The sequence below is a fragment of the Pseudomonas sp. NPDC089530 genome, from assembly GCF_050280705.1.
Classification (GTDB): Bacteria; Pseudomonadota; Gammaproteobacteria; order Pseudomonadales; family Pseudomonadaceae; genus Aquipseudomonas.
In genome coordinates this window covers 1-24,776 of record NZ_JBNNVU010000082.1, presented here as the reverse complement: position 1 = coordinate 24,776, position 24,776 = coordinate 1, and the positions used below count along the sequence as shown (strand labels likewise).

Below are 24,776 nucleotides of genomic sequence, written 5' to 3'. Positions count from 1 at the left end.
TCGTCGGCGACCATGCCGCTGCCCTGGATATAGGCCGTGGGCTGGCCGAGCTTGGGGAATACGGTCTGGTCGTCGCCGAACACCAGCAGGTGGCCTTTCTCGCTGTGCTGGAAGTGGTAGTGCAGGCCTTCCTCTTCGCACAGGCGCTGGATGAAGTGCAGGTCGGTCTCGTCGTACTGCACGCAGTAGTCGCGCTCCGGGCACGGCGTGCCGAGCTGGAAGCGGTAGGCGTTGCCCTGGATGCCGTGCTCTTCGAGGATCAAAGCGATGATCTTCGGCGCCGACAGCTGCTGGTAGATGCGCTGGTTGGTGCGGTGTTCCAGGTAAGCCAACTGCGGCACCAGCGACACCTTGTAGCGGGTCAGGCGCTTGCCGGCATCGCCCTGGGCCACGCGGTAGATCTGGCCGTGGATGCCCGAGCCCTGCGGGTCGAAGGCGAGGAACGCCTGCTTGTGCAGCAGGGTTTCCAGGTCCAGGTCGGGGTTCTCGCTGACCAGCTCCAGGTCGAAACGGAACGGCTGGCTGATGCCTTCGATGCCCTCGAACGACAGCACCTGCAAATCACCCTGGAAGTCGTCGACGGTCAGGCTGAAAGATGTCTGATCAGCAGGATTGAACATGAATCGCTCCTTGAAATGAGTGTTCTTCCATGAGTCGACGCCTCTGTTCCGGCAGTTGCGTGGGCAATAGGCGGCCAAGGGGATCAATACGATGCGGAATCTAACGCGTCTGGATTGCGCAAGAAGTTGCGCACTGGTCCTCAATGGCCCGCTGGGTAAGGGATGGGTAATTTTGTTTCAGTTTGTTTCTCGGGTTTTCAGGCTGGAACGCTCAAAAATGGCCATTAAAGAGCCATTATTCTCTGACCGTTTTGACTGAAAACGAGGCGAGTTGGCAAAGACAGGCTAGTCCATCGCCAACCCTGGCGCTTCACGAATAATGAAGTGGTCGAGATTCTCGATATTGGCGCTGAACACACCGAAGGTCTGCTCGGGGTGTTTCTTGCTCGGCACCTGCTTGAGCTCCGGCGTCACGCCATAAAAGAAGCAGTACAGATCCTGCTCACTGTCGATGGCATGCTTGATCTCGGCGAGGAAGGCTTTGCGCTTGCGGTAGTTCTCGATCAGCTTTTTGCTCAGGTAGACATTGACCGAGTAGGGCTTTTTTTTCGCCTCGTCCGCTTGCTTGAACCAGACCTTCTGCTCGAAGTCGATGCGAAAGCTCTGGGTGTAGTCCTTGATTTCCCGGATCTTGCCCCAGTAGATCAACCCTTTGTTGTCCAGCAGGTATTCGATCCTCTTGAAGAACGAAGCGTAGGACGCGGTGTGCTCGCCGATCTTCAACGGCATGCGCTTGAGCAGGTCCTTGTCGTCGATATTGGACACGAAACACTCCACCGGATGGGCGAAGACGCTGGTCTTGTCCGGTGTACTCTCCTGGCTCGAGCGAGGCGGTCGCGGGCTGGAGGAGGGGGCAGGCGCAGCCACCCGTGGTGTGTCGCCATCCGTGGCTGGGCTGGCGGGTTTGCGTAGGTATTCACGGCGGGTCAGCAGCAGTTCCGAGGGGAAGTGTTCTTCCCGATCAGCCTCGGCCTCCAGGCCTTCCACCCCGGTTGTCAGGGTCTTGCTGCTGGCATAAGGGCAGCCCTCGAGGTGCCGGGTGCCGGGCAGGTTCTTGAAGTGCGGGGTGCGGATGTAATTGACGTTCTTGGCATTGAACGTGCCCAACTGATTGTCCGGGGCGAAGGCGGCGCGACAGGCATCGTTGGGGCACTGGAACTGTTCCTTGGCTGAATCGAAGGCCAGGGTCTCGTCGAAATTCAGATCGCGCACGTCATAGATCGACAGCTTGTCGTCGAGGCTGATGCAGTAGGCGTTGTCGAATTTCATGGGGCTCGGGTCCTTGAGTGAAGAAGGCTATTAATAGCGGGTGGGGGCGGGGAGCGCACTGATCTTTTCAGGCATGGGCGTCTATCTCGGCATAATCTTGTAGGTAGCGATGCATCCATAACCGGAAAGGGGTCAGGTTCATGTCTGACGGTAACCACATCAACATCGCCCAGAACCAGGCGCCCGAACGCACCAGCATCCAGTTCGTCATCGACCCCAGGAGTGTCGAACGGGTGAGCCGGGGCAGTGCCATCAAGGGCGCGGTGGCGTTCTTCCTGTCGCTGCCCGTGCTGGCGCTTTCGGCCATGTCGATCCTGGCCGATGCGCTGGGCATCCTTTCCTACTTCAACGTGGAATCGAAGATCCTGGCCTATGTCCTCATGGCTGTGGCCATGGTCGGGATCATCCTGTGCAACAGTAAACGCAAGATGGCCACCGCCAGCATTCCACCCGACCAGGCGCGCTTCATCGATGGGCGCTGGGTCGAGCGTGACGACAGCGGCGATTACCTGCTGTATCGCAATAGCGCGCCGTGCAACTACGAAAACTGCCAGGGTACCGTTCGCATCCAGCTCCCTCCGCCTCGTGAACAGCACAACCACGACCTGATTGGCGTCTGCGATCTCGGCGGCAAGCAACACACCTATCGTGTCGACTTCAACGGTGTTGGCGAGCGGCAGCATTTCGACTGGCGCCCGCTCGAACAGAACAAGCCGTAACCTGTTCATCGCTCTCCTGTAAGGCGAGTTTACTCGCGAAAAATACACTAGCCCGCAGTCGTCCCCCCCCTGTCGCGGCAACAGCATTCAGGGCATTTACAAAGGCCGCGCCCGATATTCCCGTCCTGTTTTCCGGCGGGTTTATCGACGAAATTTCCTACCGAGTTAGCTAACAAAACTCTCACCCTTTAGAGGAGAGTCTTACGCGCTAAAGCTTGCAAAAACAGAAGCTTAGCTAGATGGAGCCGCCCTGGCAGAGAACGTCACACCCTTGGCAAGGAGAGACAAGTACGCCCCGGGGAAATGGCCGATAAGAAGGCGCCGGCCTCATGCATGAAGGTCCGGTGGGAACCTGCCAGACGGCTGTTCCCCTCACAATAACGAGGACCTTTATATGCCTGTTTTGGCGCGTTCATTGTTGTTTGTTCTGGCCCTGTCCGCTGCGGGGAGCGTCCTGGCGGAGCAGGCGGCTGCTCCTTATCTGGCGGCGAACCAGTTCCGCCTGGCCGACTACCTGCCACCGCCACCCGCCAGCGATTCGTCGCTGCAGCAAAGCGATCTGCAAGCTGTGCTGGCAGCCCAGGCGGCGCGCAGCAGTGCCCAGGTGAACCAGGTCCGCCAGGATGATGAATGGGAGGACAGCGTGTTCCACTTCGCCCGGGAGTCCCTCGGTGCCGCCTTCAGCATCGAACGGCTGCCCCTGACCCGCGCCTTCTTCCGGCGTGCCCAGGAGGACCTGGTGCAATTCCTGATGCCGGCCAAGCACAGCTATGGTCGTGCGCGCCCCTATGAAGCCTCGCCGCTGGTGAAACCGGTATTGCCACCGCCGGAGGGCGACTCCTACCCCAGCGGCCATTCGATGAACGGCTACCTCAACGCCACCTTGCTGGGCATGGCGCTGCCGGAGAAGCGCAGCGAGTTGTTTGGCCGCGCCCAGATCAACGCCGACAGCCGGGTCATTGCCGGCGTGCATTTTCCCAGCGACCTGGAGGGCGGAAAGATAAGCGCCGCGGTGCTGGTGGCGAGGCTGCTGGACGATCCGCGAGCGGCGGCGGATTTCGAGGCGGTGAAGAAGGAGATTCGTGGCGCCTTGGCCTTTGCCAATTGAACAGGCGCTACTGTTGGCGGGAGGGTTGCAGGAAGTAGCCTGAGGCAAAGCCATGCTGGAGCGCCCACAAAAAAGCCCTGAACGAGTCAGGGCTTTTTTTGATCTTTCGTCGTGCCGGTTCAGCTCGGAACCGGCACAGGGCTTGAACCCGGAATCAATCCCAGCTCAGCGCGCCGCCAGTCTGATACTCGATCACGCGGGTCTCGAAGAAGTTCTTCTCTTTCTTCAAGTCCATGATCTCGCTCATCCATGGGAACGGGTTGGTGGTGCCTGGGTATTCTTCTTTCAGGCCGATCTGCGACAGGCGACGGTTGGCGATGAACTTGAGGTAGTCCTCCATCATCGCGGCGTTCATGCCCAGTACGCCGCGCGGCATGGTGTCACGCGCGTATTCGATTTCCAGTTGGGTGCCCTGGAGGATCATCTGGGTTGCTTCTTCCTTCATCTCGGCATCCCACAGGTGCGGGTTTTCGATCTTGATCTGGTTGATCACGTCGATACCGAAGTTCAGGTGCATGGATTCGTCGCGCAGGATGTACTGGAACTGCTCGGCGACACCGGTCATTTTGTTGCGGCGGCCCATGGACAGGATCTGGGTGAAGCCGCAGTAGAAGAAGATGCCTTCCAGGACGCAGTAGTAGGCGATCAGGTTGCGCAGCAGTTCCTTGTCGGTCTCGACGGTGCCGGTGTTGAACTCCGGATCGGAGATCGCACGGGTGTAGCGCAGGCCCCAGGCGGCTTTCTTCGCGACCGACGGGATCTCGTGGTACATGTTGAAGATTTCGCCTTCATCCATGCCCAGCGACTCGATGCAGTACTGGTAGGCGTGGGTGTGGATCGCTTCCTCGAAGGCCTGGCGCAGGATGTACTGGCGGCACTCGGGGTTGGTGATCAGGCGGTATACGGCCAGGGCCAGGTTGTTGGCGACCAGGGAGTCGGCGGTGGAGAAGAAGCCCAGGTTGCGCATGACGATGCGACGCTCGTCGTCGGTCAGGCCTTCGGGGCTCTTCCACAGGGCGATATCCGCGGTCATGTTGACCTCTTGCGGCATCCAGTGGTTGGCGCAGCCGTCCAGGTACTTCTGCCAGGCCCAGTCGTATTTGAATGGCACCAGCTGGTTGAGGTCGGCGCGGCAGTTGATCATGCGCTTTTCATCGACGGCGACGCGGGCGGAAGAACCTTCCAGCTCGGCCATGCCTTCAGCGATGTCCAGTTCGTCCAGGGCGGCCTTGGCGCGGATCACAGCGGCCGAGTCGGCGGTGGTCACGGCACGGGCTTCGAGAGCGGCGGCACCACCGGCGCTGTCGAGGCGGTCCATGGTGGCTTCGGAAGCCTGGCCGGCGTTGGTGCCCTTGACCGTGGCTTCGCTTTCTTCTTTGTCGAATTCGTCCCAGCTCAGCATGACGTGTCGTCTCCTGCTTGAGGGCCAGATGCCCGTGTGAAAACAAAAGGGTTGGCTTTTCACACGGCGCTACCAGCCGCGTTAAATCAAAAGAAATCGTTTGTTGCAGCAGTGACGCAGGCAATAAACCGAAATTCGTGTGCGGGTGCTTCGAGGCTGCTGTCGGGCTGAGCTGAAGGTGTCGGCTTCGGCGCGCGATTCAGCAGGTCGTTTTCATTCGGTAAGGGAATGTTGCAGGCCCGTTTTGTGGACGCATTATAAGGATATTTTCAGGGGCGTGGGGCGACTGATGGGCGCAGGCGGGCCCGAGAAGGGCGAGGACCGAAGGCAGAGTGCGGGTTTACAAGGCTTTGGCCGCTGAAGATTTTTTTTCGGTCTCGAAAAAAAATACTGAAGACGGTCAAAAAACAACCAATTTTACTAGATGTTGTGTTTTTGAAAGCTATTTTCAGGGTTTTAACACAACTCGAATGCCTCGATTCCGGCCGTTGAAATCACCTCTGAAGCACCCTTGGGGAGGGGGTGAATCGCCATCAGTCCGAGTCATGGGTGGCAACCTTCAAGCCGGGGCATCGGTGCCGTGGGCGGTGATGCGCATCCAGGGAAAGAATGCGTGCGATTGCCGTGGTCGCACGTCGTGGGGCGATGCCTCTGGCTGTGCGGGCATCTTTGCCGCAAGAGGGATTTCTTGCGGCCGGCAGTCATCGATGTCTGTGCAATGAACTTGGTTATTAACCGTTAGAGCAACCGTTACCCATTACGCGGTATTGAAGAATATGCCGCTGGCCTTTGGAGTCTTCATATTCCATACGCGCTGGTACAACTTCGCATACATTCGGAACTTCGCTCATGGATATAACTTTGGCGATATCCAGGTGGGACGAGTAAGAGTATTCCTCTACCGGGGGTTGCTGGCTTGCAACATCAGTCGGGATCTCATCGGCCATTGCTGTAGCGCAAAGACTGCTGAGGGCCAGAACTAATAGAGCTTTCATTTGATTCCACCTTTCCAGGGTCGTGTGGGTTCACGCAGCCTTTGTGGGGCTGCGTGTGGAACTTGAGTAAAAGTTTTGGATTAACTGCCTTCGTGGGGGCTGCAACTTGGTTAATCGCGTTGCCTTGTTGGCGAGGTCGATTTTAGGCGCCCGGGTGTGCCTCATACAGGCGTGCTTTTGATAAACACTGTTGACGGTTTTTGTAACAATCCCGGTAAAAGCGGTCTTCGGTGGCCCGGCAGCGACTTTTCAAATGCTGCGCAAACTGCTGCAAGTGCCGTAGTAGACGGGGACAAGGCTCTTTTTCGAAAGTGGGCGGGGGCTTGTTACTACCATCGTCGAATGGTTCTATAAGGCCGCCCCGGCTACAACGGGGTCATACAACAACAACTATGTCACCGAGGTAAGAAAGATGAGTGCGGCTTCTCTGTATCCCGTTCGTCCCGAGGTTGCGGCCAATACGTTGACTGACGAGGCGACCTACAAGGCCATGTACCAGCAGTCGGTCGTCAACCCGGACGGCTTCTGGCGCGAGCAGGCCAAGCGCCTCGACTGGATCAAGCCTTTCACCACGGTGAAGCAGACTTCCTTCGACGACCACCATGTCGATATCAAATGGTTTGCCGACGGCACCCTCAACGTCTCCTACAACTGCCTGGATCGCCATCTGGCCGAGCGCGGCGATCAGACCGCGATCATCTGGGAAGGCGACGATCCTTCCGAAAGCCGTCACATCACTTACCGCGAGCTGCACGAGCAGGTCTGCAAGTTCGCCAACGCCCTGCGTGGCCAGGACGTGCACCGCGGCGACGTGGTGACTATCTATATGCCGATGATTCCCGAAGCCGTGGTCGCCATGCTGGCCTGTACCCGGATCGGCGCGATTCACTCGGTGGTGTTCGGCGGCTTCTCGCCGGAAGCGCTGGCCGGGCGGATCATCGACTGCCGCTCCAAGGTGGTGATCACCGCCGACGAAGGCATCCGCGCGGGCAAGAAGATTCCGCTCAAGGCCAATGTCGACGACGCGCTGACCAACCCGGAAACCAGCAGCATCCAGAAGGTCATCGTGTGCAAGCGCACTTCGGGCGACATCAAGTGGAACCAGCATCGCGACATCTGGTACGAAGACCTGATGAAGGTGGCCGGTACCGTCTGTGCGCCAAAGGAAATGGGCGCCGAGGAAGCGCTGTTCATCCTTTATACCTCCGGCTCCACCGGCAAGCCGAAGGGCGTGCAGCACACCACCGGCGGTTACCTGCTGTATGCGGCCCTGACCCACGAGCGCGTGTTCGATTACCGTCCGGGGGAAATCTACTGGTGCACCGCCGACGTCGGCTGGGTCACCGGCCACACTTATATCGTCTACGGTCCGCTGGCCAATGGCGCGACTACCGTGCTGTTCGAGGGGGTGCCGAACTACCCGGACGTGACCCGCGTGGCGAAGATTGTCGACAAGCACAAGGTCAATATCCTCTACACCGCGCCGACCGCGATCCGCGCCATGATGGCGTCCGGCACCGCTGCCTGCGAAGGCGCCGATGGCAGCAGCCTGCGCCTGCTGGGTTCGGTGGGCGAGCCGATCAACCCGGAAGCCTGGGACTGGTACTACAAGAACGTCGGTCAATCCCGTTGCCCGATCGTCGATACCTGGTGGCAGACCGAAACTGGCGCGACCCTGATGAGCCCGCTGCCGGGGGCGCATGCCCTCAAGCCGGGCTCGGCGGCACGTCCGTTCTTCGGCGTGGTGCCGGCGCTGGTGGACAACCTGGGCAACATCATCGAGGGCGCCGCCGAAGGCAACCTGGTGATCCTCGATTCGTGGCCGGGCCAGGCGCGCACCCTGTACGGCGACCACGATCGTTTCGTCGATACCTACTTCAAGACCTTCCGCGGCATGTACTTCACCGGTGACGGTGCCCGTCGCGACGAAGACGGCTACTGGTGGATCACCGGGCGGGTGGACGACGTGCTCAACGTGTCCGGTCACCGCATGGGTACCGCCGAGATCGAGAGCGCGATGGTCGCGCACCCGAAAGTCGCCGAAGCCGCAGTGGTTGGCGTGCCTCATGACATCAAGGGGCAGGGCATCTATGTCTACGTCACCCTCAATGGTGGCGAGGAGCCAAACGAGGCGCTGCGCCTGGAACTGAAGAACTGGGTGCGCAAGGAAATCGGTCCGATCGCCTCGCCGGACGTCATCCAGTGGGCGCCGGGGCTGCCGAAGACCCGCTCCGGGAAGATCATGCGCCGTATCCTGCGCAAGATCGCCACGGCGGAATACGACAGCCTGGGGGATATCTCCACCCTGGCGGACCCGAGTGTGGTGCAGCACCTGGTCGATACCCACAAGACCATGAACGTCGCTTAAGACCGTCCTGCGTCAAGCAAAGCCCCGCCCGGCCCTGTGCCGGGCGGGGCTTTTTCGTGGGGGCTTTTGTAGCCGCTGTCGATGGCTACGATAAGGGCCTTCAGGGTCCTCAAAAGCGGGTCTCCTGGGGCTGGTCGCAGCCTGCGATAGCGGCTACAGGGGGAGGGGCTTTGATCGAATAAATATCGGCCTGTCCATCAGGCGTATCTGAATGTTACCGACGGTGTAACCTGCTGCCCGCTTTCGGGGCAATGGGAAACGCCAGGCCCCGTTTTGAGGGCTTTGCAGGGCCTGTAAAAAATAAGTCATAACGCTGCGCTTGCCGGAATAGAAGGCTTTGCGAATAATAGGCCCGCAATTTGCAACGTAGATTGGTTCACCGTCTTTTGCTCTTGCATAATTCTGAAGAGCTGTCAATGTGCTCGGCCTGGTTTCTCGGTGCTTCTGTAATTTGTTGTCGCATTGAGGAAATATCGGCTTCGGGCCTGTCGTTAGAATGCCGATCACTCGCTCGTCGTTGCCTGCCGGAGAACCCGTCTGGGGTTCGTCGCCGGGGCTTCAAGGACGCAGCACCGCTATCAGGTTCCACCCATTCGCATATTGGGCTATCGCTCACTCTGCCGTTTTCGCCCTTTACCGATGGAGTCCTAAGATGAAGAAACTCGTGCTTCTTGGCGCCCTGGCACTGTCCTCCGTACTCGCCCTGCCGGCGTTCGCCGATGAAAAGCCTCTGAAAATTGGTATCGAAGCGGCTTACCCTCCGTTCGCCTCCAAGGCTCCGGATGGCAGCATCGTCGGTTTCGACTACGACATCGGCAACGCGCTGTGCGAAGAAATGAAGGTCAAGTGCGTGTGGGTCGAGCAGGAGTTCGACGGTCTGATCCCGGCGCTCAAGGTGCGCAAGATCGATGCGATCCTGTCGTCCATGTCGATCACCGACGACCGCAAGAAGTCCGTGGACTTCACTGGCAAGTACTACAACACCCCGGCGCGCCTGGTCATGAAGGCCGGCACCCAGATCAGCGAAAACCTGGCCGAGCTCAAGGGCAAGAACATCGGCGTGCAGCGCGGTTCTATCCATGAGCGCTTCGCCCGTGAGGTGCTGGCGCCGCTGGGTGCCGAGATCAAGCCTTATGGCTCGCAGAACGAAATCTACCTGGACGTGGCGGCCGGTCGCCTCGATGGCACCGTGGCGGACGCTACCCTGTTGAGTGACGGTTTCCTGAAGACCGATTCCGGCAAAGGCTTCGCATTCGTCGGTCCGGCGTTCACCGACGCCAAGTACTTCGGTGACGGTATCGGTATCGCCGTACGCAAGGGTGATGCGCTGAAAGACCAGATCACCGCGGCGATCGCCGCCATTCGCGCGAACGGCAAGTACAAGCAAATCCAGGACAAGTACTTCGATTTCGATATTTACGGCCAGTAAATCGTCGAATCAGCAAGTCCGAGATGGCGCAAGCAGCAGAATCTCTGAAGTTTGCGCCATTTTTTCATCCCAATTTTCGAGGACCTGAATCATGTTGAAAGGCTACGGGGCTGTCATCCTCGACGGCGCTTGGCTGACGCTTCAGCTTGCCTTGTCGTCCATGGCCCTGGCCATCGTTCTGGGTCTGATCGGGGTCGCGCTGCGGCTTTCGCCGGTGCGCTGGCTGGCCTGGCTGGGCGACCTGTATTCCACGGTGATCCGCGGGGTTCCCGACCTGGTGCTGATCCTGCTGATCTTCTACGGCGGCCAGGACCTGCTCAACCGCGTTGCACCGCTGCTCGGCTATGACGACTACATCGACCTGAACCCGCTGGCCGCCGGTATCGGCACCCTGGGTTTCATCTTTGGTGCCTACTTGTCGGAAACCTTCCGTGGCGCCTTCATGGCGATCCCCAAGGGGCAGGCGGAGGCTGGCATGGCCTATGGCATGAGCAGTTTTCAGGTGTTTTTCCGGGTGCTGGTGCCGCAGATGATCCGTCTGGCGATTCCGGGCTTTACCAATAACTGGCTGGTGCTGACCAAGGCCACCGCGCTGATTTCGGTGGTGGGCCTGCAAGACATGATGTTCAAGGCCAAGCAGGCGGCAGACGCCACCCGCGAGCCTTTCACCTTCTTCCTTGCGGTGGCGGCGATGTACCTGGTGATCACCAGTGTCTCGTTGCTGGCATTGCGTCACCTTGAGAAGCGCTACTCGGTAGGCGTAAGGGCGGCCGATCTATGATCTTCGACTACAACGTCATCTACGAGGCTCTGCCGCTGTATTTCAGTGGCCTGCTGACCACCCTGAAGCTGTTGGCCCTGTCGCTGTTCTTCGGTCTGCTGGTGGCATTGCCCCTGGGGTTGATGCGGGTCTCCAAGCAGCCGATCGTCAACCTCACCGCCTGGCTCTACACCTATGTGATCCGCGGCACGCCGATGCTGGTGCAGCTGTTCCTGATCTACTACGGTCTGGCGCAGTTCGATGTGGTGCGCCAGAGCTTCCTCTGGCCGTGGCTGTCCAGCGCGTCCTTCTGTGCCTGCCTGGCGTTCGCCATCAACACCAGCGCCTACACCGCCGAAATCATCGCCGGTAGCCTCAAGGCCACGCCGAACGGCGAGATCGAGGCGGCCAAGGCCATGGGCATGTCGCGCTACAAGATGTATGCCCGCATCCTGCTGCCGTCGGCCCTGCGCCGCGCGCTGCCGCAGTACAGCAACGAAGTGATCATGATGCTGCAGACCACCAGTCTGGCCTCCATCGTGACCCTGATCGACATTACCGGCGCGGCCCGTACGGTCAACGCGCAGTACTACCTGCCGTTCGAGGCCTACATCACCGCCGGCCTGTTCTACCTGTGCCTGACCTTTATCCTGGTGCGCCTGTTCAAGCTGGCCGAAGGCCGCTGGCTGCGCTACCTGGCGCCGCGGAAGCACTGATATGGAACGCATCGACCACGCCTTGCCGTGGAGCCACCTGGGCAGCGAGCGACAGATCTCGGTGTTCCGGTTCGGCAGCGGAGAGCGCAAGGCCTATATCCAGGCCAGCCTGCACGCCGACGAGTTGCCGGGGATGCGCACCGCCTGGGAGCTGAAAAAGCGCCTGGCGGAGCTGGAAGCCCAGGGTGCGCTGAATGGCGTGATCGAGCTGGTGCCGGTGGCCAATCCGATGGGCCTGGGCCAGCTGTTGCAGGGCAATCATCAGGGGCGGTTCCAGGCCGGTAGCGGCAAGAACTTCAACCGTGATTTCGTCGAGCTGAGCGCACCGGTCGCGGCTCGCCTGGAAGGCTGCCTGGGGGATGACCCGCACGCCAATATTCGGGTGATCCGCCAGGCCATGAGCGATGTGCTGGCCGAGCTGCCGGCGCCATCCAGTCAGTTGCAGGGCATGCAGCGCATCCTCCTGGGTCACGCTTGCACGGCGGACGTGGTACTGGACCTGCACTGCGATGCGGAAGCGGCGCTGCATATGTATGCCTTGCCGCAGCACTGGCCGCAGTGGCGTTCCCTGGCGGCCCATTTGAATGTGCGGGTCGGCCTGCTGGCGGAAGATTCCGGCGGCAGCTCGTTCGACGAGGCCTGCTCGTTGCCCTGGTTGCGCCTGTCGCGCCAGTTCCCCCAGGCGCAGATTCCGCTGGCCTGCCTGGCGACCACCCTCGAGCTGGGTGGCCAGGCCGACACCGGTCGTCTGCAAGCCGAGGCCTATGCCGAAGGCATCCTGGCGTTCCTCGCCGAGCAAGGGCTGATCGCCGGTGAGTGGCCGGCGCCGCAGCATGAAGCGTGCGAGGCCATGCCTTTCGAAGGAACCGAATTGTTGTTTGCGCCGCATCCCGGCGTGGTGAGTTTTCTGCGTCCGGCCGGTAGCTGGGTGGAGAAGGGCGAGCCGATTTTTGAAGTGATTGATCCCTTATCCGATCGGGTCAGCACCCTGTGTGCCGGCACCAGCGGCGTGTTGTTCGCCCTTGAGCGGCTGCGGTACGCCCAACCCGGTTTCTGGCTGGCCAAGGTGGCGGGGCGCGAAGCGCTGCGGCACGGGCGCTTGCTCAACGACTGACTGCTTTTGTGAGAATCGACAGCATGTACAAACTTGAAGTCCAAGACCTGCATAAACGCTACGGCAGTCACGAAGTGCTCAAGGGCGTGTCCCTGAAGGCCGCGGCCGGCGATGTGATCAGCATCATCGGCTCCAGTGGCTCCGGCAAATCCACCTTCCTGCGTTGCATCAACCTGCTGGAGCAGCCGCACGCCGGCAAGATCCTGCTGAACAACGAAGAGTTGAAGCTGGTGGCGAACAAGGATGGCGCGCTGAAGGCGGCCGATCCCAAGCAGTTGCAGCGCATGCGCTCGCGCCTGTCGATGGTGTTCCAGCACTTCAACCTGTGGTCGCACATGACCGCCATCGAAAACATCATGGAAGCGCCGGTGCATGTGCTGGGCGTACCCAAGGCTGAAGCCCGGGAAAAGGCCGAGCACTACCTGGCCAAGGTTGGCGTGGCGCATCGCAAGGATGCCTACCCGGGCCATATGTCCGGTGGCGAGCAGCAGCGCGTGGCGATCGCCCGGGCGCTGGCCATGGAGCCTGAGGTGATGCTGTTCGACGAACCGACTTCGGCGCTCGACCCCGAGCTGGTGGGTGACGTACTGAAAGTGATGCAGTCCCTGGCCCAGGAAGGCCGGACCATGGTGGTGGTGACCCACGAAATGGGCTTTGCCCGCGAAGTCTCGAACCAGCTGGTGTTCCTGCACAAGGGCCTGGTGGAAGAGAGCGGCAACCCGCGGGAAGTGCTGGTCAATCCGCAGTCTGAACGTTTGCAACAATTCCTCTCGGGTAGCTTGAAGTAAATCACTCCCGTAACGCACCAAATTAGGTCATGCTGCGCACCGCGCGCCAGATGGTCTAATTTGGTTGCGGCCGCCTTCGCCTCTCACCCTGTTTTCGTTTCGGATTGCTCGCCATGACTGCCCATCGAATTGGTTTCCTGATTTGGCCCAGCACTAAAGCCTTGACGCTGGCGCTGGCCGAGGAGGCCTTGCGTGTCGCTCAGCGCGTGCATCCGGAAGTGGTCTACGAGCTGGCCTTCCTGCAGGCCGAAGCGCCGGCCGAGGGCGCCTGGCAACTGCCGGGCGAGCCTTGGTCGGGCAAGCTCGAGGGCTGCCAGAAACTGTTCCTGCTGGCCGACGAGCCTCCCGCCGCCTTGGCGCCGGCCCTGAGCAGCGCGCTCAAGCAACTGGTGCGTGCCGGGTGTGTGATCGGTGGTTTGTCCGCCGGCGTCTATCCCCTGGCGCAGTTGGGTTTTCTCGACGGTTACCGGGCGGCGGTGCACTGGCGCTGGCAGGACGATTTCGCCGAGCGCTTCCCCAAGGTCATCGCCACCAGCCATCTGTTCGACTGGGATCGCGATCGCCTGACAGCGTGCGGCGGGATGTCGGTGCTGGACCTGCTGCTGGCGGTGCTGGCGCGTGACCACGGTGCGGAGCTGGCCGGCGCGGTTTCGGAAGAACTGGTGGTCGAGCGCATTCGCGAAGGTGGCGAGCGTCAACGCATTCCGCTGCAGAACCGTTTGGGTTCCAGTCATCCGAAGCTCACCCAGGCAGTGCTGCTGATGGAGGCCAATATCGAAGAGCCGCTGACCACCGACGAAATCGCCCAGCATGTGTGCGTCTCGCGGCGGCAGCTGGAGCGGATCTTCAAGCAATACCTCAATCGGGTGCCGAGCCAGTACTACCTGGAGCTGCGCCTGAACAAGGCCCGGCAGATGCTGATGCAGACCAGCAAGTCGATCATCCAGATCGGCCTGTCCTGCGGCTTCTCCTCGGGGCCGCATTTCTCCAGCGCCTACCGCAACTTCTTCGGCGCCACGCCGCGGGAAGACCGCAACCAGCGGCGCAGCAGCAGCCCCTTCGAACTGTCCTCGGTGCCTTCCGAGCGCGGTTGATTCGCTTCTTTCGTTTTGCCTGTCAGATTTCCATCGCGAGCTAGCTTCGTTCCTGCAAAGAGAGTGCGTTCTCCTGTAGGGCGAAGCTGGCTCGCGATGGGCCGTAATCTGCTGCGCAAATCGTTGGACAATCCTGCCGTTAAGGCCCTCGGCAGTTTAAACTGCGCCTTTGCGACGCTATTTGTCGCATTGCCGTAAACCCACGTAAAACCGGGGTTGGCGCTATAAGAAGTTGTCGCTTGGCGACAAGGCCGGGCAGAAAACTGTCCTTACAATCCCCCCATCGCTCGCCAGTTTCAGGCAGGCGTTCCTCTTCAGGAGACTCCGATGTCCGTTGAGCAAACTCCGGTGCAACGCGCCGATTTCGATCAGGTTATGGTTCCCAACTATGCGCCTGCGGCTTTCATTCCTGTGCGTGGCGCGGGCTCCCGAGTCTGGGATCAGTCGGGCCGAGAACTGATCGACTTTGCCGGCGGGATCGCGGTCAACGTATTGGGCCATGCCCACCCGGCGCTGGTCGCGGCACTGACCGAACAGGCCGGCAAGCTGTGGCACGTATCCAACGTCTTCACCAACGAGCCGGCCCTGCGCCTGGCGCACAAGCTGGTGGACGCCACCTTCGCCGAGCGCGCGTTCTTCTGTAACTCCGGTGCCGAAGCCAACGAGGCCGCCTTCAAGCTGGCCCGTCGCGTCGCATTCGACCGTTTCGGCGAGGAAAAATACGAAATCATCGCCGCCCTCAACAGCTTCCACGGCCGCACCCTGTTCACCGTGAACGTCGGTGGCCAGTCGAAGTACTCCGACGGCTTCGGTCCTAAAATCACCGGCATCACCCACGTTCCTTACAACGATCTGGCTGCATTGAAAGCGGCGATTTCGGACAAGACCTGCGCGGTGGTACTGGAACCGGTCCAGGGCGAAGGCGGCGTATTGCCGGCCGAGCGGACTTACCTGCAAGGTGCCCGCGAGCTGTGCAACGAGCACAACGCACTGCTGGTGTTCGACGAAGTACAGACCGGCATGGGCCGCAGCGGCGAGCTGTTCACCTATATGCACTACGGCGTGACCCCGGACATCCTGACCAGCGCCAAGAGCCTGGGCGGCGGTTTCCCGATCGCGGCGATGCTGACCACCGAAGCACTGGCCAAGCACCTGGTGGTCGGTACCCACGGCACCACCTACGGCGGCAACCCGCTGGCCTGTGCGGTCGCCGGCGCGGTGATCGACGTGATCAACACCCCAGAGGTGCTGAACAGCGTGAAGACCAAGCACGATCGGTTCAAGACCCGCCTGCTGCAGATCGGCGAGAAGTACGGCCTGTTCACCGAAGTGCGTGGCCTGGGCCTGCTGCTCGGTTGCGTGCTCAGCGATGCCTGGAAAGGCAAGGCCAAGGACGTGTTCAACGCCGCTGAAAAAGAAAACCTGATGATCCTGCAGGCCGGTCCGGACGTGGTGCGTTTCGCCCCGAGCCTGGTGGTCGAAGACGCGGACATCGACGAAGGCCTGCAGCGCTTCGAGCGCGCGGTAGCCAAGCTGACCCAAGCCTGATCCGGGCGACGGTATTCCTCGGCGCTCATCTGTTGCGGTGAGCGTCGAGCCCCATTTTCCGTGCCGGGCTGTCCCGGCATTTTTTTCCCTGAGTCGGCCCTGTGGCCGGCCTGTTCTGAGTAAGGAGTGACACCATGCTGGTGATGCGCCCCGCGCAAATGGCTGATCTGGGCGAGGTACAGCGTCTGGCTGCGGACAGCCCGATTGGTGTCACTTCCTTGCCGGATGACGTGGAACGCCTGAGCGACAAGATTGCCGCCAGCGAGGCCTCGTTCGCCGCCGAAGTGAGCTTCAACGGCGAGGAGAGCTACTTCTTCGTCCTCGAGGACACCGAAGCCGGCAAGCTGGTCGGTTGCTCGGCCATCGTCGCCTCGGCCGGTTACTCCGAGCCGTTCTACAGCTTCCGTAACGAAACCTTCGTGCACGCTTCCCGCGAGCTGAAGATCCACAACAAGATCCATGTGCTTTCCCAGTGCCACGACCTGACTGGCAATAGCTTGCTGACCAGCTTCTACGTGGTCCCGGAACTGGTGGGCTCGCCGTGGTCGGAACTCAACTCCCGCGGGCGCCTGCTGTTCGTCGCCAACCATCCGGAGCGCTTTGCCGACTCAGTGGTCACCGAGATCGTCGGCTACAGCGATGAGAATGGCGACTCGCCGTTCTGGGACGCCATCGGCCGCAACTTCTTCGACCTCAATTACGCCGCCGCCGAGCGTCTGTGCGGGCTGAAAAGCCGCACCTTCCTCGCCGAGCTGATGCCCCATTACCCGATCTATGTGCCGCTGCTGCCGGACGCCGCGCAGGAAGCCATGGGCCAGGTCCACCCGCGGGCGCAGATCACCTTCGACATCCTGATGCGCGAAGGCTTCGAGACCGATCACTACATCGACATCTTCGACGGCGGCCCGACCCTGCACGCCCGGGTTTCGGGGATCCGTTCGATCGCCCAGAGCCGTGTGGTGCCGGTGAGGATCGGCGAGGTCGCCAAGGGCGGTGGACGCCAGTACCTGGTCGCCAATGCGCAGTTGCAGGATTACCGCGCGGTGATGCTGGAGCTGGATTACGCGCCAGGCAAACCGGTGACCCTGGATCTGCAGGCGGCCGAAGCCCTGGGTGTCGGCGAAGGCGCCAGCGTGCGCCTGGTAGCGGTCTAACGGCTGCCGCCCTGCCAGTAGAAAGTGGCTGGAAAGAATCCTGGAAAGCAGCGAGTTTCGCGGGGGCCGTCAGCGGCCTTCGTCTGAGGAGATAGCATGATCGTTCGTCCCGTACGCAGCAGCGACTTACCCGCTCTGATCGACCTGGCCCGCAGCACCGGCACCGGTCTCACCACCTTGCCGGCCAACGAAGAGCGCCTGACCCATCGTGTGGGCTGGGCGGAAAAGACCTTCCGCGGCGAAGCCGAGCGGGGCGATGCGGACTACCTGTTCGTGCTCGAGGACGACAACGGTCGCGTGGTGGGGATTTCCGCGATCGCCGGCGCCGTCGGTCTGCGTGAGCCCTGGTATAACTTCCGGGTCGGCCTGACAGTCAGCGCCTCCCAGGAGCTGAACATCTACCGCGAGATTCCGACCCTGTTCCTGGCCAACGACCTGACCGGCAACTCCGAGCTGTGCTCGTTGTTCCTGCACGCCGATTACCGCACCGGTCTCAACGGCCGCATGCTGGCCAAGGCGCGCATGCTGTTCATTGCCGAGTTCCCGCAGCTGTTCGGCAACAAGATCATCGCCGAGATGCGCGGCATGTCCGACACCGCCGGGCGCTCGCCGTTCTGGGAAAGCCTGGGCCGGCACTTCTTCAAGATGGAATTCAGCCAGGCCGACTACCTGACCGGCGTGGGCAACAAGGCGTTCATCGCCGAGCTGATGCCGAAGTTTCCGCTGTACACCTGCTTCCTCTCCGAGGACGCGCGCAACGTGATCGGCAAGGTGCACACCGATACCGAGCCGGCGTTGGCCATGCTCAAGAGCGAGGGGTTCAGCTACCAGGGCTACGTCGACATCTTCGACGCCGGCCCGGCAGTGGAGTGCGAAACCAGCAAGATCCGCGCGGTGCGTGACAGTCAGGCGCTGGTGCTGGCTATCGGCACGCCGGGCGACGACGCCACGCCTTTCCTGATTCACAACCGCAAGCGCGAGGACTGCCGCATCACGGCCGCTCCTGCGCGCTTTGCCTCAGGCACCCTGGTGGTCGATGCGCTGACCGCCAAACGCCTGCAACTCAATGCGGGCGATCAGGTCCGTGCCGTTGCGCTGTCTGCCCCCCGGGAGTCGAAATAATGAACACGCTTTACATCGCAGGCCAGTGGCTGCCAGGCCAGGGCGAAGCCTTCGCGTCCTTGAATCCGGTGACCCAGCAGGTGTTGTGGTCGGGCAACGGCGCCACCGCCGCCCAGGTTGAAAGTGCCGTGCAGGCCGCGCGCCAGGCATTCCCGAGCTGGGCCAAGCGTTCGCTGGACGAGCGTATCGCCGTGCTGGAAGCCTTTGCTGCCAGCCTGAAAAGCCACGCCGACGAACTGGCGCGCTGCATCGGCGAAGAAACCGGCAAGCCACTGTGGGAAGCCGCGACCGAGGTGACCAGCATGGTCAACAAGATCGCGATTTCGGTGCAGAGCTACCGTGAGCGTACCGGCGAGAAGAGCGGCCCGCTGGGCGACGCCACCGCGGTGCTGCGCCACAAGCCCCACGGCGTGGTGGCGGTGTTCGGCCCCTACAACTTCCCGGGCCACCTGCCCAATGGTCACATCGTGCCGGCTTTGCTGGCGGGCAACAGCGTGCTGTTCAAGCCCAGCGAGCTGACCCCGAAAGTCGCCGAGCTGACCGTCAAGTGCTGGATCGAAGCCGGCCTGCCGGCGGGTGTCCTGAACCTGCTGCAAGGTGCGCGGGAAACCGGTATCGCCCTGGCCGCCAATCCGGGGATCGACGGCCTGTTCTTCACCGGCTCCAGTCGCACCGGCAATCATCTGCACCAGCAGTTCGCCGGTCGTCCGGACAAGATCCTCGCCCTGGAAATGGGCGGCAACAACCCGCTGGTGGTGGATCAGGTCGCGGACCTGGACGCGGCGGTCTACACCATCATCCAGTCGGCCTTCATTTCCGCCGGCCAGCGCTGCACCTGCGCCCGCCGTCTGCTGGTGCCGCAAGGCGCCTGGGGCGACCGGTTGCTGGAGCGCCTGGTGGCGGTCAGTTCGAGCATCGAGGTCGGCGCGTTCGACCAGCAGCCGGCGCCGTTCATGGGTTCGGTGATTTCCCTGGGCGCGGCCCAGGCTCTGATGCAGGCCCAGGAAAGCCTGCTGGCCAAGGGCGCTGTGGCGCTGTTGCCGATGACCCAGCCGCAGGCCCAGGCCGCGCTGCTGACCCCGGGCATTCTCGATGTGAGCGCGGTGGCCGAGCGCCCGGACGAAGAACTGTTCGGCCCGTTGCTGCAAGTGATTCGCTACGCCGATTTCGATGGGGCGATCGCCGAGGCCAACGACACCCAGTACGGTCTGGCGGCCGGCCTGCTGTCGGATTCCGAAGCGCGTTATCAGCAGTTCTGGCTGGAAAGCCGGGCCGGCATCGTCAACTGGAACAAGCAGTTGACCGGTGCCGCGAGCAGCGCGCCGTTCGGTGGCGTGGGCGCCTCCGGCAACCATCGCGCCAGTGCCTATTACGCGGCGGATTACTGCGCGTACCCGGTGGCGTCCCTGGAGACCGCGAGCCTGGCCTTGCCGAGCGCGCTGACCCCGGGTGTGAAGCTTTCGTAAGACGCCGTTGGCGTCTCGGGCAGGCTCGCTCCCAGGTAGGAGCGAGCCTGCTCGCGATGACCGCGCAGCGGTCGAACCGAATTTATAACAACAGATTTTCGTGGAGCCTCGCTGATGAAATCCTATGAAGTCAATTTCGACGGTCTAGTGGGGCCTACCCATAACTACGGCGGCCTGTCCTACGGCAACGTCGCGTCCCAGAGCAACAGCCAGCAGGCTTCCAACCCCAAGGAAGCGGCGCTGCAGGGCCTGGCGAAAATGAAGGCGCTGATGGAAATGGGTTTCCAGCAAGGCGTGCTGGCCCCCCAGGAGCGCCCGGACGTGGCCGCTCTGCGCCGGCTGGGTTTTGCCGGTAGCGATGCCCAGGTCATCGAGCGTGCCGCCAAGGAGGCGATGCCGCTGCTGGTTGCCAGTTGCTCGGCGTCGAGCATGTGGGTGGCCAACGCCGCCACGGTCAGCCCGAGCGCCGACACCGCCGACGGTCGCGTGCATTTCACCGCCGCCAACCTGAACTGCAAATATCACCGCAGCATCGAGCACCCGACCACCAGCCGGGTGCTGGGGGCGATGTTCGCCGACCAGAAGCACTTCGCCCATCACGCGGCGCTGCCGGCGGTGGCGCAGTTCGGCGACGAAGGCGCGGCCAACCACACCCGTTTCTGCCGTGACTACGGCCAGGCCGGTGTCGAGTTCTTCGTCTTCGGCCGCAGCGCTTTCGATACCCGCTACCCGGCTCCGCAGAAGTACCCGGCGCGCCAGACCCTGGAAGCCTCCCAGGCCGTTGCCCGACTGCACGGCCTGAGCGACGACGGCGTGGTGTATGCCCAGCAGAACCCGTCGGTGATCGACCAGGGCGTGTTCCACAACGACGTGATCGCGGTGGGCAACGGCGAGGTGCTGTTCTACCACGAGGATGCGTTCCTCGAGACCGACAAGATGCTCGCCGAGCTGCAGGCCAAGCTGGCCAAGCGCGGCGGCAACTTCCAGGCGGTCTGTGTGCCGCGCGCGCAGGTCACGGTGGAAGACGCGGTGCGTTCCTACCTGTTCAACAGCCAGCTGCTGTCCCGTGGCGATGGTTCGATGCTGCTGATCGTGCCGGAAGAATGCCGCGCCAACGAGCGCGTCTGGCAGTACCTGCAAAGCCTGACCAGCTCCGGCGGCCTGATCCGCGAGGTGAAGGTCTTCGACCTCAAGCAGAGCATGCAGAACGGCGGTGGCCCGGCGTGCCTGCGGCTACGGGTCGCGCTCAACCAAACCGAACTGGCGGCGGTCAACCCAGGGGTTATCATGACCGCGCCGTTGTACGACACGCTGACCCAATGGGTCGAAAAGCACTACCGCGACCGCCTGAGCGAAAGCGACCTGGCGGACCCGCAATTGCTGCTTGAGTGCCGGACGGCATTGGATGAACTGACGCAAATCCTTAAACTGGGCGCGGTTTATCCATTCCAGATCAATTGAAAGCCCGCGCCTGGATCTGCCGATCCAGGCGCGCCGCTTTATCTCCAGATGAGAGCGTAATAAATGAGCGATACCCTGCAGCTGATCCTTGAAGACAAAGACGGCACTCAGCTGGAAACCTCCTGCACCCGCTTTGCCGTGATGTGGCAAGGCAAGGAAGTGTGGATCCAGCAGGACGGCCGCGGCCAGCTGCTGATCGGCGTGGACGTCGAGGAAGGCGACGAGGAGTACGCCAACCTGCTGCTGCGCCCATTGGCGACTAATCTGGTAAGTCTGCAACTGGAAATGGAACCGGCCGACGCCGGCGACGACGATCACGTGCACGGCCCCGACTGCCAGCACGACCATTAAGGAATAACGTTTTATGCTCGCCCTCGGCAAACTGCTTGAACTGACCCTCGCCGGTCGCGAACCGGCGGAGAAGACTCAACTGACTGTCGACGGCGTGCGGATGCGCTGGCTGAGCGAAGGGGCGCTGGAAGTCCGCCCGCCCCAGGCGCGAGACAATGGCATGGACCTGCTGTTGTCGGCCGGCATCCACGGCAACGAGACGGCTCCGATCGAATTGCTCGACCGTCTGTTGCACGACATCGCCCGCGGCGACCTCAAGCCGTGCGCCCGTATTCTGTTCCTGTTCGGCAACCCCGAGGCCATGCGCCGCGGCGAGCGTTTCATCGAGCAGGACATCAACCGGCTGTTCAACGGCCGTCACGAACAAAGCAGCGGCACCGAGGCCTTGCGCGCCTGTGAGCTGGAGCGCCTGGCGGCGAGCTTCTTCAGCGTGCCGGACCGCACGCGCCTGCATTACGACCTGCATACCGCGATCCGTGGTTCGAAGATCGAGCAGTTCGCCCTGTATCCCTGGAAAGAGGGGCGTCAGCATTCACGCCGGGAGCTGGCGCGCCTGCGGGCGGCGGGCATGGAGGCGGTGCTGCTGCAGAACAAGCCGTCCATCGTGTTCAGCTCTTATACCTACGACAAGCTGGACGCCGAGTCTTTCACCCTCGAGCTGGGCAAGGCCCGGCCGTTCGGGCAGAACCAGGGAGTGAACGTCGAGCGCCTGGAAACCCGCCTGAAGCAGATCATCGAAGGCTGCGAGCCGCCGATGGCGCAAGACGGGTTGGACGGTTTGCAACTGTTCAGCGTCGCCCGAGAAATCATCAAGCACAGCGACACCTTCCACCTGCATCTGCCGGCGGACATCGAGAACTTCTCCGAACTGGAGGTGGGTTACCTGCTGGCCGACGACATCGCCCAGACCCGCTGGATAGTCGAGGAGGAGGGTGCACGAATCATTTTCCCCAACCCCAAGGTGAAGAACGGCCTGCGTGCCGGGATCCTGATCGTGCCGACCACGGCCGACGGCCTGGCCTGACACGTCATGTGTAGCCGCAGCCTGCGGCAGCGGCTACAAAAGCCATCGCAAGCTGGCTCGCGATGGCTTCAGCGTCTGCCGCTTACACCGCTACCCGCTGCTCAGGCCGACGCAGGGCGCGGGTCTTGTGCAGGGTGTCGGCGCAGGTCTTCGCCGCTTCCTGGCCTTTGTGCACGAAATGCTCGAAGAAGAACTTCTGGTGTTCTTCGCCGGCGTGGAAGTGATGCGGGGTCAGGACCACCGAGAACACCGGCACTTCAGTTTCCAGCTGGACCTGCATCAGGCCGCTGATCACCGACTGGGCGACGAACTCGTGACGGTAGATACCGCCGTCCACCACCAGGCCCGCGGCGACGATGCCGGCATAACGGCCGGACTTGGCCAGCAGCTTGGCGTGTAGTGGAATTTCGAAGGCGCCACCGACTTCGAAGAAGTCGATATCACTTTCCTGATAACCCTGGGCGAGCATTTCGCCGACGAAACCTTTGCGACTCTGGTCGACGATTTCCTTGTGCCAGCAGGCCTGGATAAACGCCACGCGTTCGCCGTGATGGGGTTTGCTTTTGCTGTCGATTGCGGTGGGTTGCATCTGTTCTGACTCCTGTTTGTGTGAAAAACAGGGCATATGAATCGAAAGGGATTTAAGGGTACGTACAGACCTACCGCACGAGCTTGTCGTGCAGCTGCCTGCGGACGGCCCTTTGGCGCCAATCCCGTTCTCTCTTCATCCGGACTATGACCGTCGGCCCCGGAATCACACCGGGTCTGCTGACCTTGCCGCCATTCGCCGCCGAAGCGGTTCCTGTCGCCAAGCGCTCGCGGGCTATGCGCGTTGCGCGCAATTACCGCCGGTGGGGAATTACACCCCGCCCTGAGAACGTTGCCACCGGGCTTTTGCGGCGGCGGTGAGTTTTTAGCACATATTTTTCCGCTCTGCATTGCGGCTTTTGGATGATTAATATCGATTTTTCCCGCGCCATCGAAGGGCTTTTGCCGCGCAGGCCTTGATAAATCGCGGTTGCCCCCGTAGTAATTCGGTTCGAAAGGAATTCTCTTACCAGCAGCGACGTTCACGTCCCATTGCCGAGGCCAGATTCATGAACGCTATCGATCTTCGTAGTGACACCGTTACCCAACCCACGGCGGGCATGCTGGAGGCCATGGCCACAGCGGCCACCGGCGACGATGTCTACGGCGAAGACCCGACGGTCAACCGCCTGGAGGCCGAATTGGCTCAGCGTCTGGGCTTTGCCGAGGCGCTGTTCGTGCCAACGGGCACCATGAGCAATCTGTTGGGCTTGATGGCGCACTGCGGGCGCGGCGACGAATACATCGTCGGTCAGCAGGCGCATACCTATAAATACGAGGGCGGCGGCGCGGCGGTGCTGGGTTCGATCCAGCCGCAACCCCTGGAAGTCCAGGCCGACGGATCGCTGGACCTGGCCCAGGTGGCCGCGGCGATCAAACCGGATGATTTCCACTTTGCCCGCACCCGCCTGCTGGCACTGGAAAACACCATGCAGGGCAAGGTGTTGCCCCTGAACTATCTGGCGCAGGCCCGGGCCTTCACTCGGGAACATGGCCTGGCCCTGCACCTGGATGGCGCGCGGTTGTACAACGCGGCGGTCAAGCTGGGCGTCGATGCGCGGCAGATTACCCAACATTTCGATTCGGTGTCGGTGTGCCTGTCCAAGGGCTTGGGCGCACCGGTGGGCTCGGTGTTGTGCGGTTCGGCGGAGCTGATCGGCAAGGCCCGTCGCTTGCGCAAGATGGTCGGCGGCGGTATGCGCCAGGCCGGGATCCTGGCGGCGGCGGGGTTGTATGCCCTCGATCATCATGTCGCCCGCCTGGCCGACGACCATGCCAATGCCCAACTGCTGGCCGACGGCTTGCGTAACGCGGGTTATGAGGTCGAGCCGGTGCAGACCAACATGGTCTATGTCGCCATCGGCGAGCGGGCCGAGGCGCTCAAGGCCTTTGCCGGCGAGCGCGGGGTCAGGCTGAGCGCTGCGTCGCGCTTGCGTATGGTCACCCATATGGACGTCAATCGTGCGCAAATCGAGCAAGTCGTCAGGACTTTTATCGATTTTTCCCGCAACTGACGGTGTTAGCCGTCCAATTGACCGTCTCTATCGTATAAACACGCTGTACCCCAAGCTCAGGGCCGATATAATGCGGCCCTTTGCCGTCGACCGTGAGATGGCCGTGCTGGGCCTGGATTTCCGTGGCGAGCGCCTGCGCCTGTCGACGGACATCGGCCACACCGAG

At 61.8% G+C, this 24,776-nt stretch carries 22 protein-coding genes and 1 riboswitch; of the genes, 17 read left to right on the top strand and 5 right to left on the bottom strand.

Annotation, left to right across the window (positions count from 1 at the left end):
- The coding region (tssI, locus tag ACQKQA_RS23875) for a type VI secretion system tip protein TssI/VgrG (RefSeq protein ID WP_427563201.1) at positions 1-620 on the bottom strand (620 nt) is incomplete at its 3' end.
- Positions 621-905: 285 nt separating this feature from the next.
- Positions 906-1,889, bottom strand: a complete 984-nt coding sequence (locus tag ACQKQA_RS23870) for a hypothetical protein (RefSeq protein WP_427563199.1) — start codon at positions 1,887-1,889, stop codon at positions 906-908.
- A 140-nt stretch (positions 1,890-2,029) separates the two neighbouring features.
- Between ACQKQA_RS23870 and ACQKQA_RS23865 the strand changes: the two genes are divergently transcribed.
- A complete protein-coding gene (locus tag ACQKQA_RS23865) occupies positions 2,030-2,608 on the top strand; it encodes a hypothetical protein (RefSeq protein ID WP_427563198.1) in 579 nt (192 codons plus the stop codon).
- 394 nt (positions 2,609-3,002) lie between these two features.
- Positions 3,003-3,716 (top strand): acid phosphatase, encoded by a 714-nt coding sequence (locus ACQKQA_RS23860; RefSeq protein ID WP_427563196.1) that lies wholly within the window; start codon positions 3,003-3,005, stop codon positions 3,714-3,716.
- Between the two features lie 154 nt (positions 3,717-3,870).
- Here ACQKQA_RS23860 and ACQKQA_RS23855 read toward each other — a convergent pair whose 3' ends face one another.
- Both ACQKQA_RS23855 and ACQKQA_RS23850 read right to left on the bottom strand, forming a co-directional pair.
- Positions 3,871-5,118 carry a ribonucleotide-diphosphate reductase subunit beta gene (locus tag ACQKQA_RS23855; protein WP_427563194.1) on the bottom strand — a complete coding sequence of 416 codons (1,248 nt, stop codon included), beginning with the start codon at positions 5,116-5,118 and terminating at the stop codon, positions 3,871-3,873.
- Between the two features lie 731 nt (positions 5,119-5,849).
- Positions 5,850-6,113: a DUF2790 domain-containing protein gene (locus tag ACQKQA_RS23850; protein ID WP_427563192.1), complete on the bottom strand. Its 264-nt coding sequence runs from the start codon at positions 6,111-6,113 to the stop codon at positions 5,850-5,852.
- 412 nt (positions 6,114-6,525) lie between these two features.
- Here ACQKQA_RS23850 and acs point away from each other — a divergent pair, with 412 nt between their 5' ends.
- From acs to astE, 14 genes are all read left to right on the top strand, one after another.
- Complete coding sequence (acs, locus tag ACQKQA_RS23845) at positions 6,526-8,481, top strand: acetate--CoA ligase (protein WP_427563190.1); 1,956 nt, start codon at positions 6,526-6,528, stop codon at positions 8,479-8,481.
- A 652-nt stretch (positions 8,482-9,133) separates the two neighbouring features.
- Entirely contained in the window at positions 9,134-9,910 is a 777-nt protein-coding gene (locus tag ACQKQA_RS23840; RefSeq protein WP_427563188.1) for an ABC transporter substrate-binding protein, read from the top strand.
- A 91-nt stretch (positions 9,911-10,001) separates the two neighbouring features.
- Positions 10,002-10,691 carry an ABC transporter permease gene (locus ACQKQA_RS23835; protein WP_427563186.1) on the top strand — a complete coding sequence of 230 codons (690 nt, stop codon included), beginning with the start codon at positions 10,002-10,004 and terminating at the stop codon, positions 10,689-10,691.
- Positions 10,688-11,386, top strand: coding sequence for an ABC transporter permease (locus ACQKQA_RS23830; RefSeq protein WP_427563184.1), 699 nt, complete (start codon positions 10,688-10,690; stop codon positions 11,384-11,386). Before ACQKQA_RS23835 ends, ACQKQA_RS23830 begins: the two co-directional genes overlap by 4 nt.
- A 1-nt stretch (position 11,387) precedes the next feature.
- Positions 11,388-12,500, top strand: a complete 1,113-nt coding sequence (locus ACQKQA_RS23825) for a succinylglutamate desuccinylase/aspartoacylase family protein (protein ID WP_427563182.1) — start codon at positions 11,388-11,390, stop codon at positions 12,498-12,500.
- A 23-nt stretch (positions 12,501-12,523) separates the two neighbouring features.
- Entirely contained in the window at positions 12,524-13,288 is a 765-nt protein-coding gene (locus tag ACQKQA_RS23820) for an ABC transporter ATP-binding protein (RefSeq protein WP_185701481.1), read from the top strand.
- Positions 13,289-13,401: 113 nt separating this feature from the next.
- Positions 13,402-14,382 (top strand): transcriptional regulator ArgR, encoded by a 981-nt coding sequence (gene argR / locus ACQKQA_RS23815; protein WP_427563179.1) that lies wholly within the window; start codon positions 13,402-13,404, stop codon positions 14,380-14,382.
- A 327-nt stretch (positions 14,383-14,709) separates the two neighbouring features.
- Positions 14,710-15,930, top strand: a complete 1,221-nt coding sequence (locus tag ACQKQA_RS23810) for an aspartate aminotransferase family protein (protein ID WP_427563178.1) — start codon at positions 14,710-14,712, stop codon at positions 15,928-15,930.
- A 134-nt stretch (positions 15,931-16,064) separates the two neighbouring features.
- A complete protein-coding gene (gene aruF / locus ACQKQA_RS23805) occupies positions 16,065-17,084 on the top strand; it encodes an arginine/ornithine succinyltransferase subunit alpha (RefSeq protein ID WP_427563176.1) in 1,020 nt (339 codons plus the stop codon).
- A gap of 96 nt (positions 17,085-17,180) precedes the next feature.
- Entirely contained in the window at positions 17,181-18,206 is a 1,026-nt protein-coding gene (gene astA / locus ACQKQA_RS23800) for an arginine N-succinyltransferase (protein WP_427563174.1), read from the top strand.
- Positions 18,203-19,672 carry a succinylglutamate-semialdehyde dehydrogenase gene (gene astD, locus ACQKQA_RS23795; RefSeq protein ID WP_427563202.1) on the top strand — a complete coding sequence of 490 codons (1,470 nt, stop codon included), beginning with the start codon at positions 18,203-18,205 and terminating at the stop codon, positions 19,670-19,672. The genes astA and astD overlap by 4 nt, the downstream gene beginning before the upstream one ends.
- Positions 19,673-19,786: 114 nt before the next feature.
- A complete protein-coding gene (gene astB / locus ACQKQA_RS23790; protein WP_427563172.1) occupies positions 19,787-21,133 on the top strand; it encodes an N-succinylarginine dihydrolase in 1,347 nt (448 codons plus the stop codon).
- 63 nt (positions 21,134-21,196) lie between these two features.
- Positions 21,197-21,484 carry a hypothetical protein gene (locus ACQKQA_RS23785; RefSeq protein ID WP_044464525.1) on the top strand — a complete coding sequence of 96 codons (288 nt, stop codon included), beginning with the start codon at positions 21,197-21,199 and terminating at the stop codon, positions 21,482-21,484.
- A gap of 13 nt (positions 21,485-21,497) precedes the next feature.
- Positions 21,498-22,508 (top strand): succinylglutamate desuccinylase, encoded by a 1,011-nt coding sequence (gene astE, locus ACQKQA_RS23780; RefSeq protein ID WP_427563169.1) that lies wholly within the window; start codon positions 21,498-21,500, stop codon positions 22,506-22,508.
- Positions 22,509-22,590: 82 nt separating this feature from the next.
- Here astE and ACQKQA_RS23775 read toward each other — a convergent pair whose 3' ends face one another.
- Positions 22,591-23,097, bottom strand: coding sequence for a 6,7-dimethyl-8-ribityllumazine synthase (locus tag ACQKQA_RS23775; RefSeq protein ID WP_427563168.1), 507 nt, complete (start codon positions 23,095-23,097; stop codon positions 22,591-22,593).
- A gap of 122 nt (positions 23,098-23,219) precedes the next feature.
- Positions 23,220-23,391: riboswitch (FMN riboswitch) on the bottom strand.
- Between the two features lie 214 nt (positions 23,392-23,605).
- On the opposite strand from ACQKQA_RS23775, the gene ltaE reads away from it, so the two are divergent.
- Positions 23,606-24,610, top strand: a complete 1,005-nt coding sequence (gene ltaE / locus ACQKQA_RS23770; RefSeq protein WP_427563166.1) for a low-specificity L-threonine aldolase — start codon at positions 23,606-23,608, stop codon at positions 24,608-24,610.
- Positions 24,611-24,776: the final 166 nt, after the last annotated feature.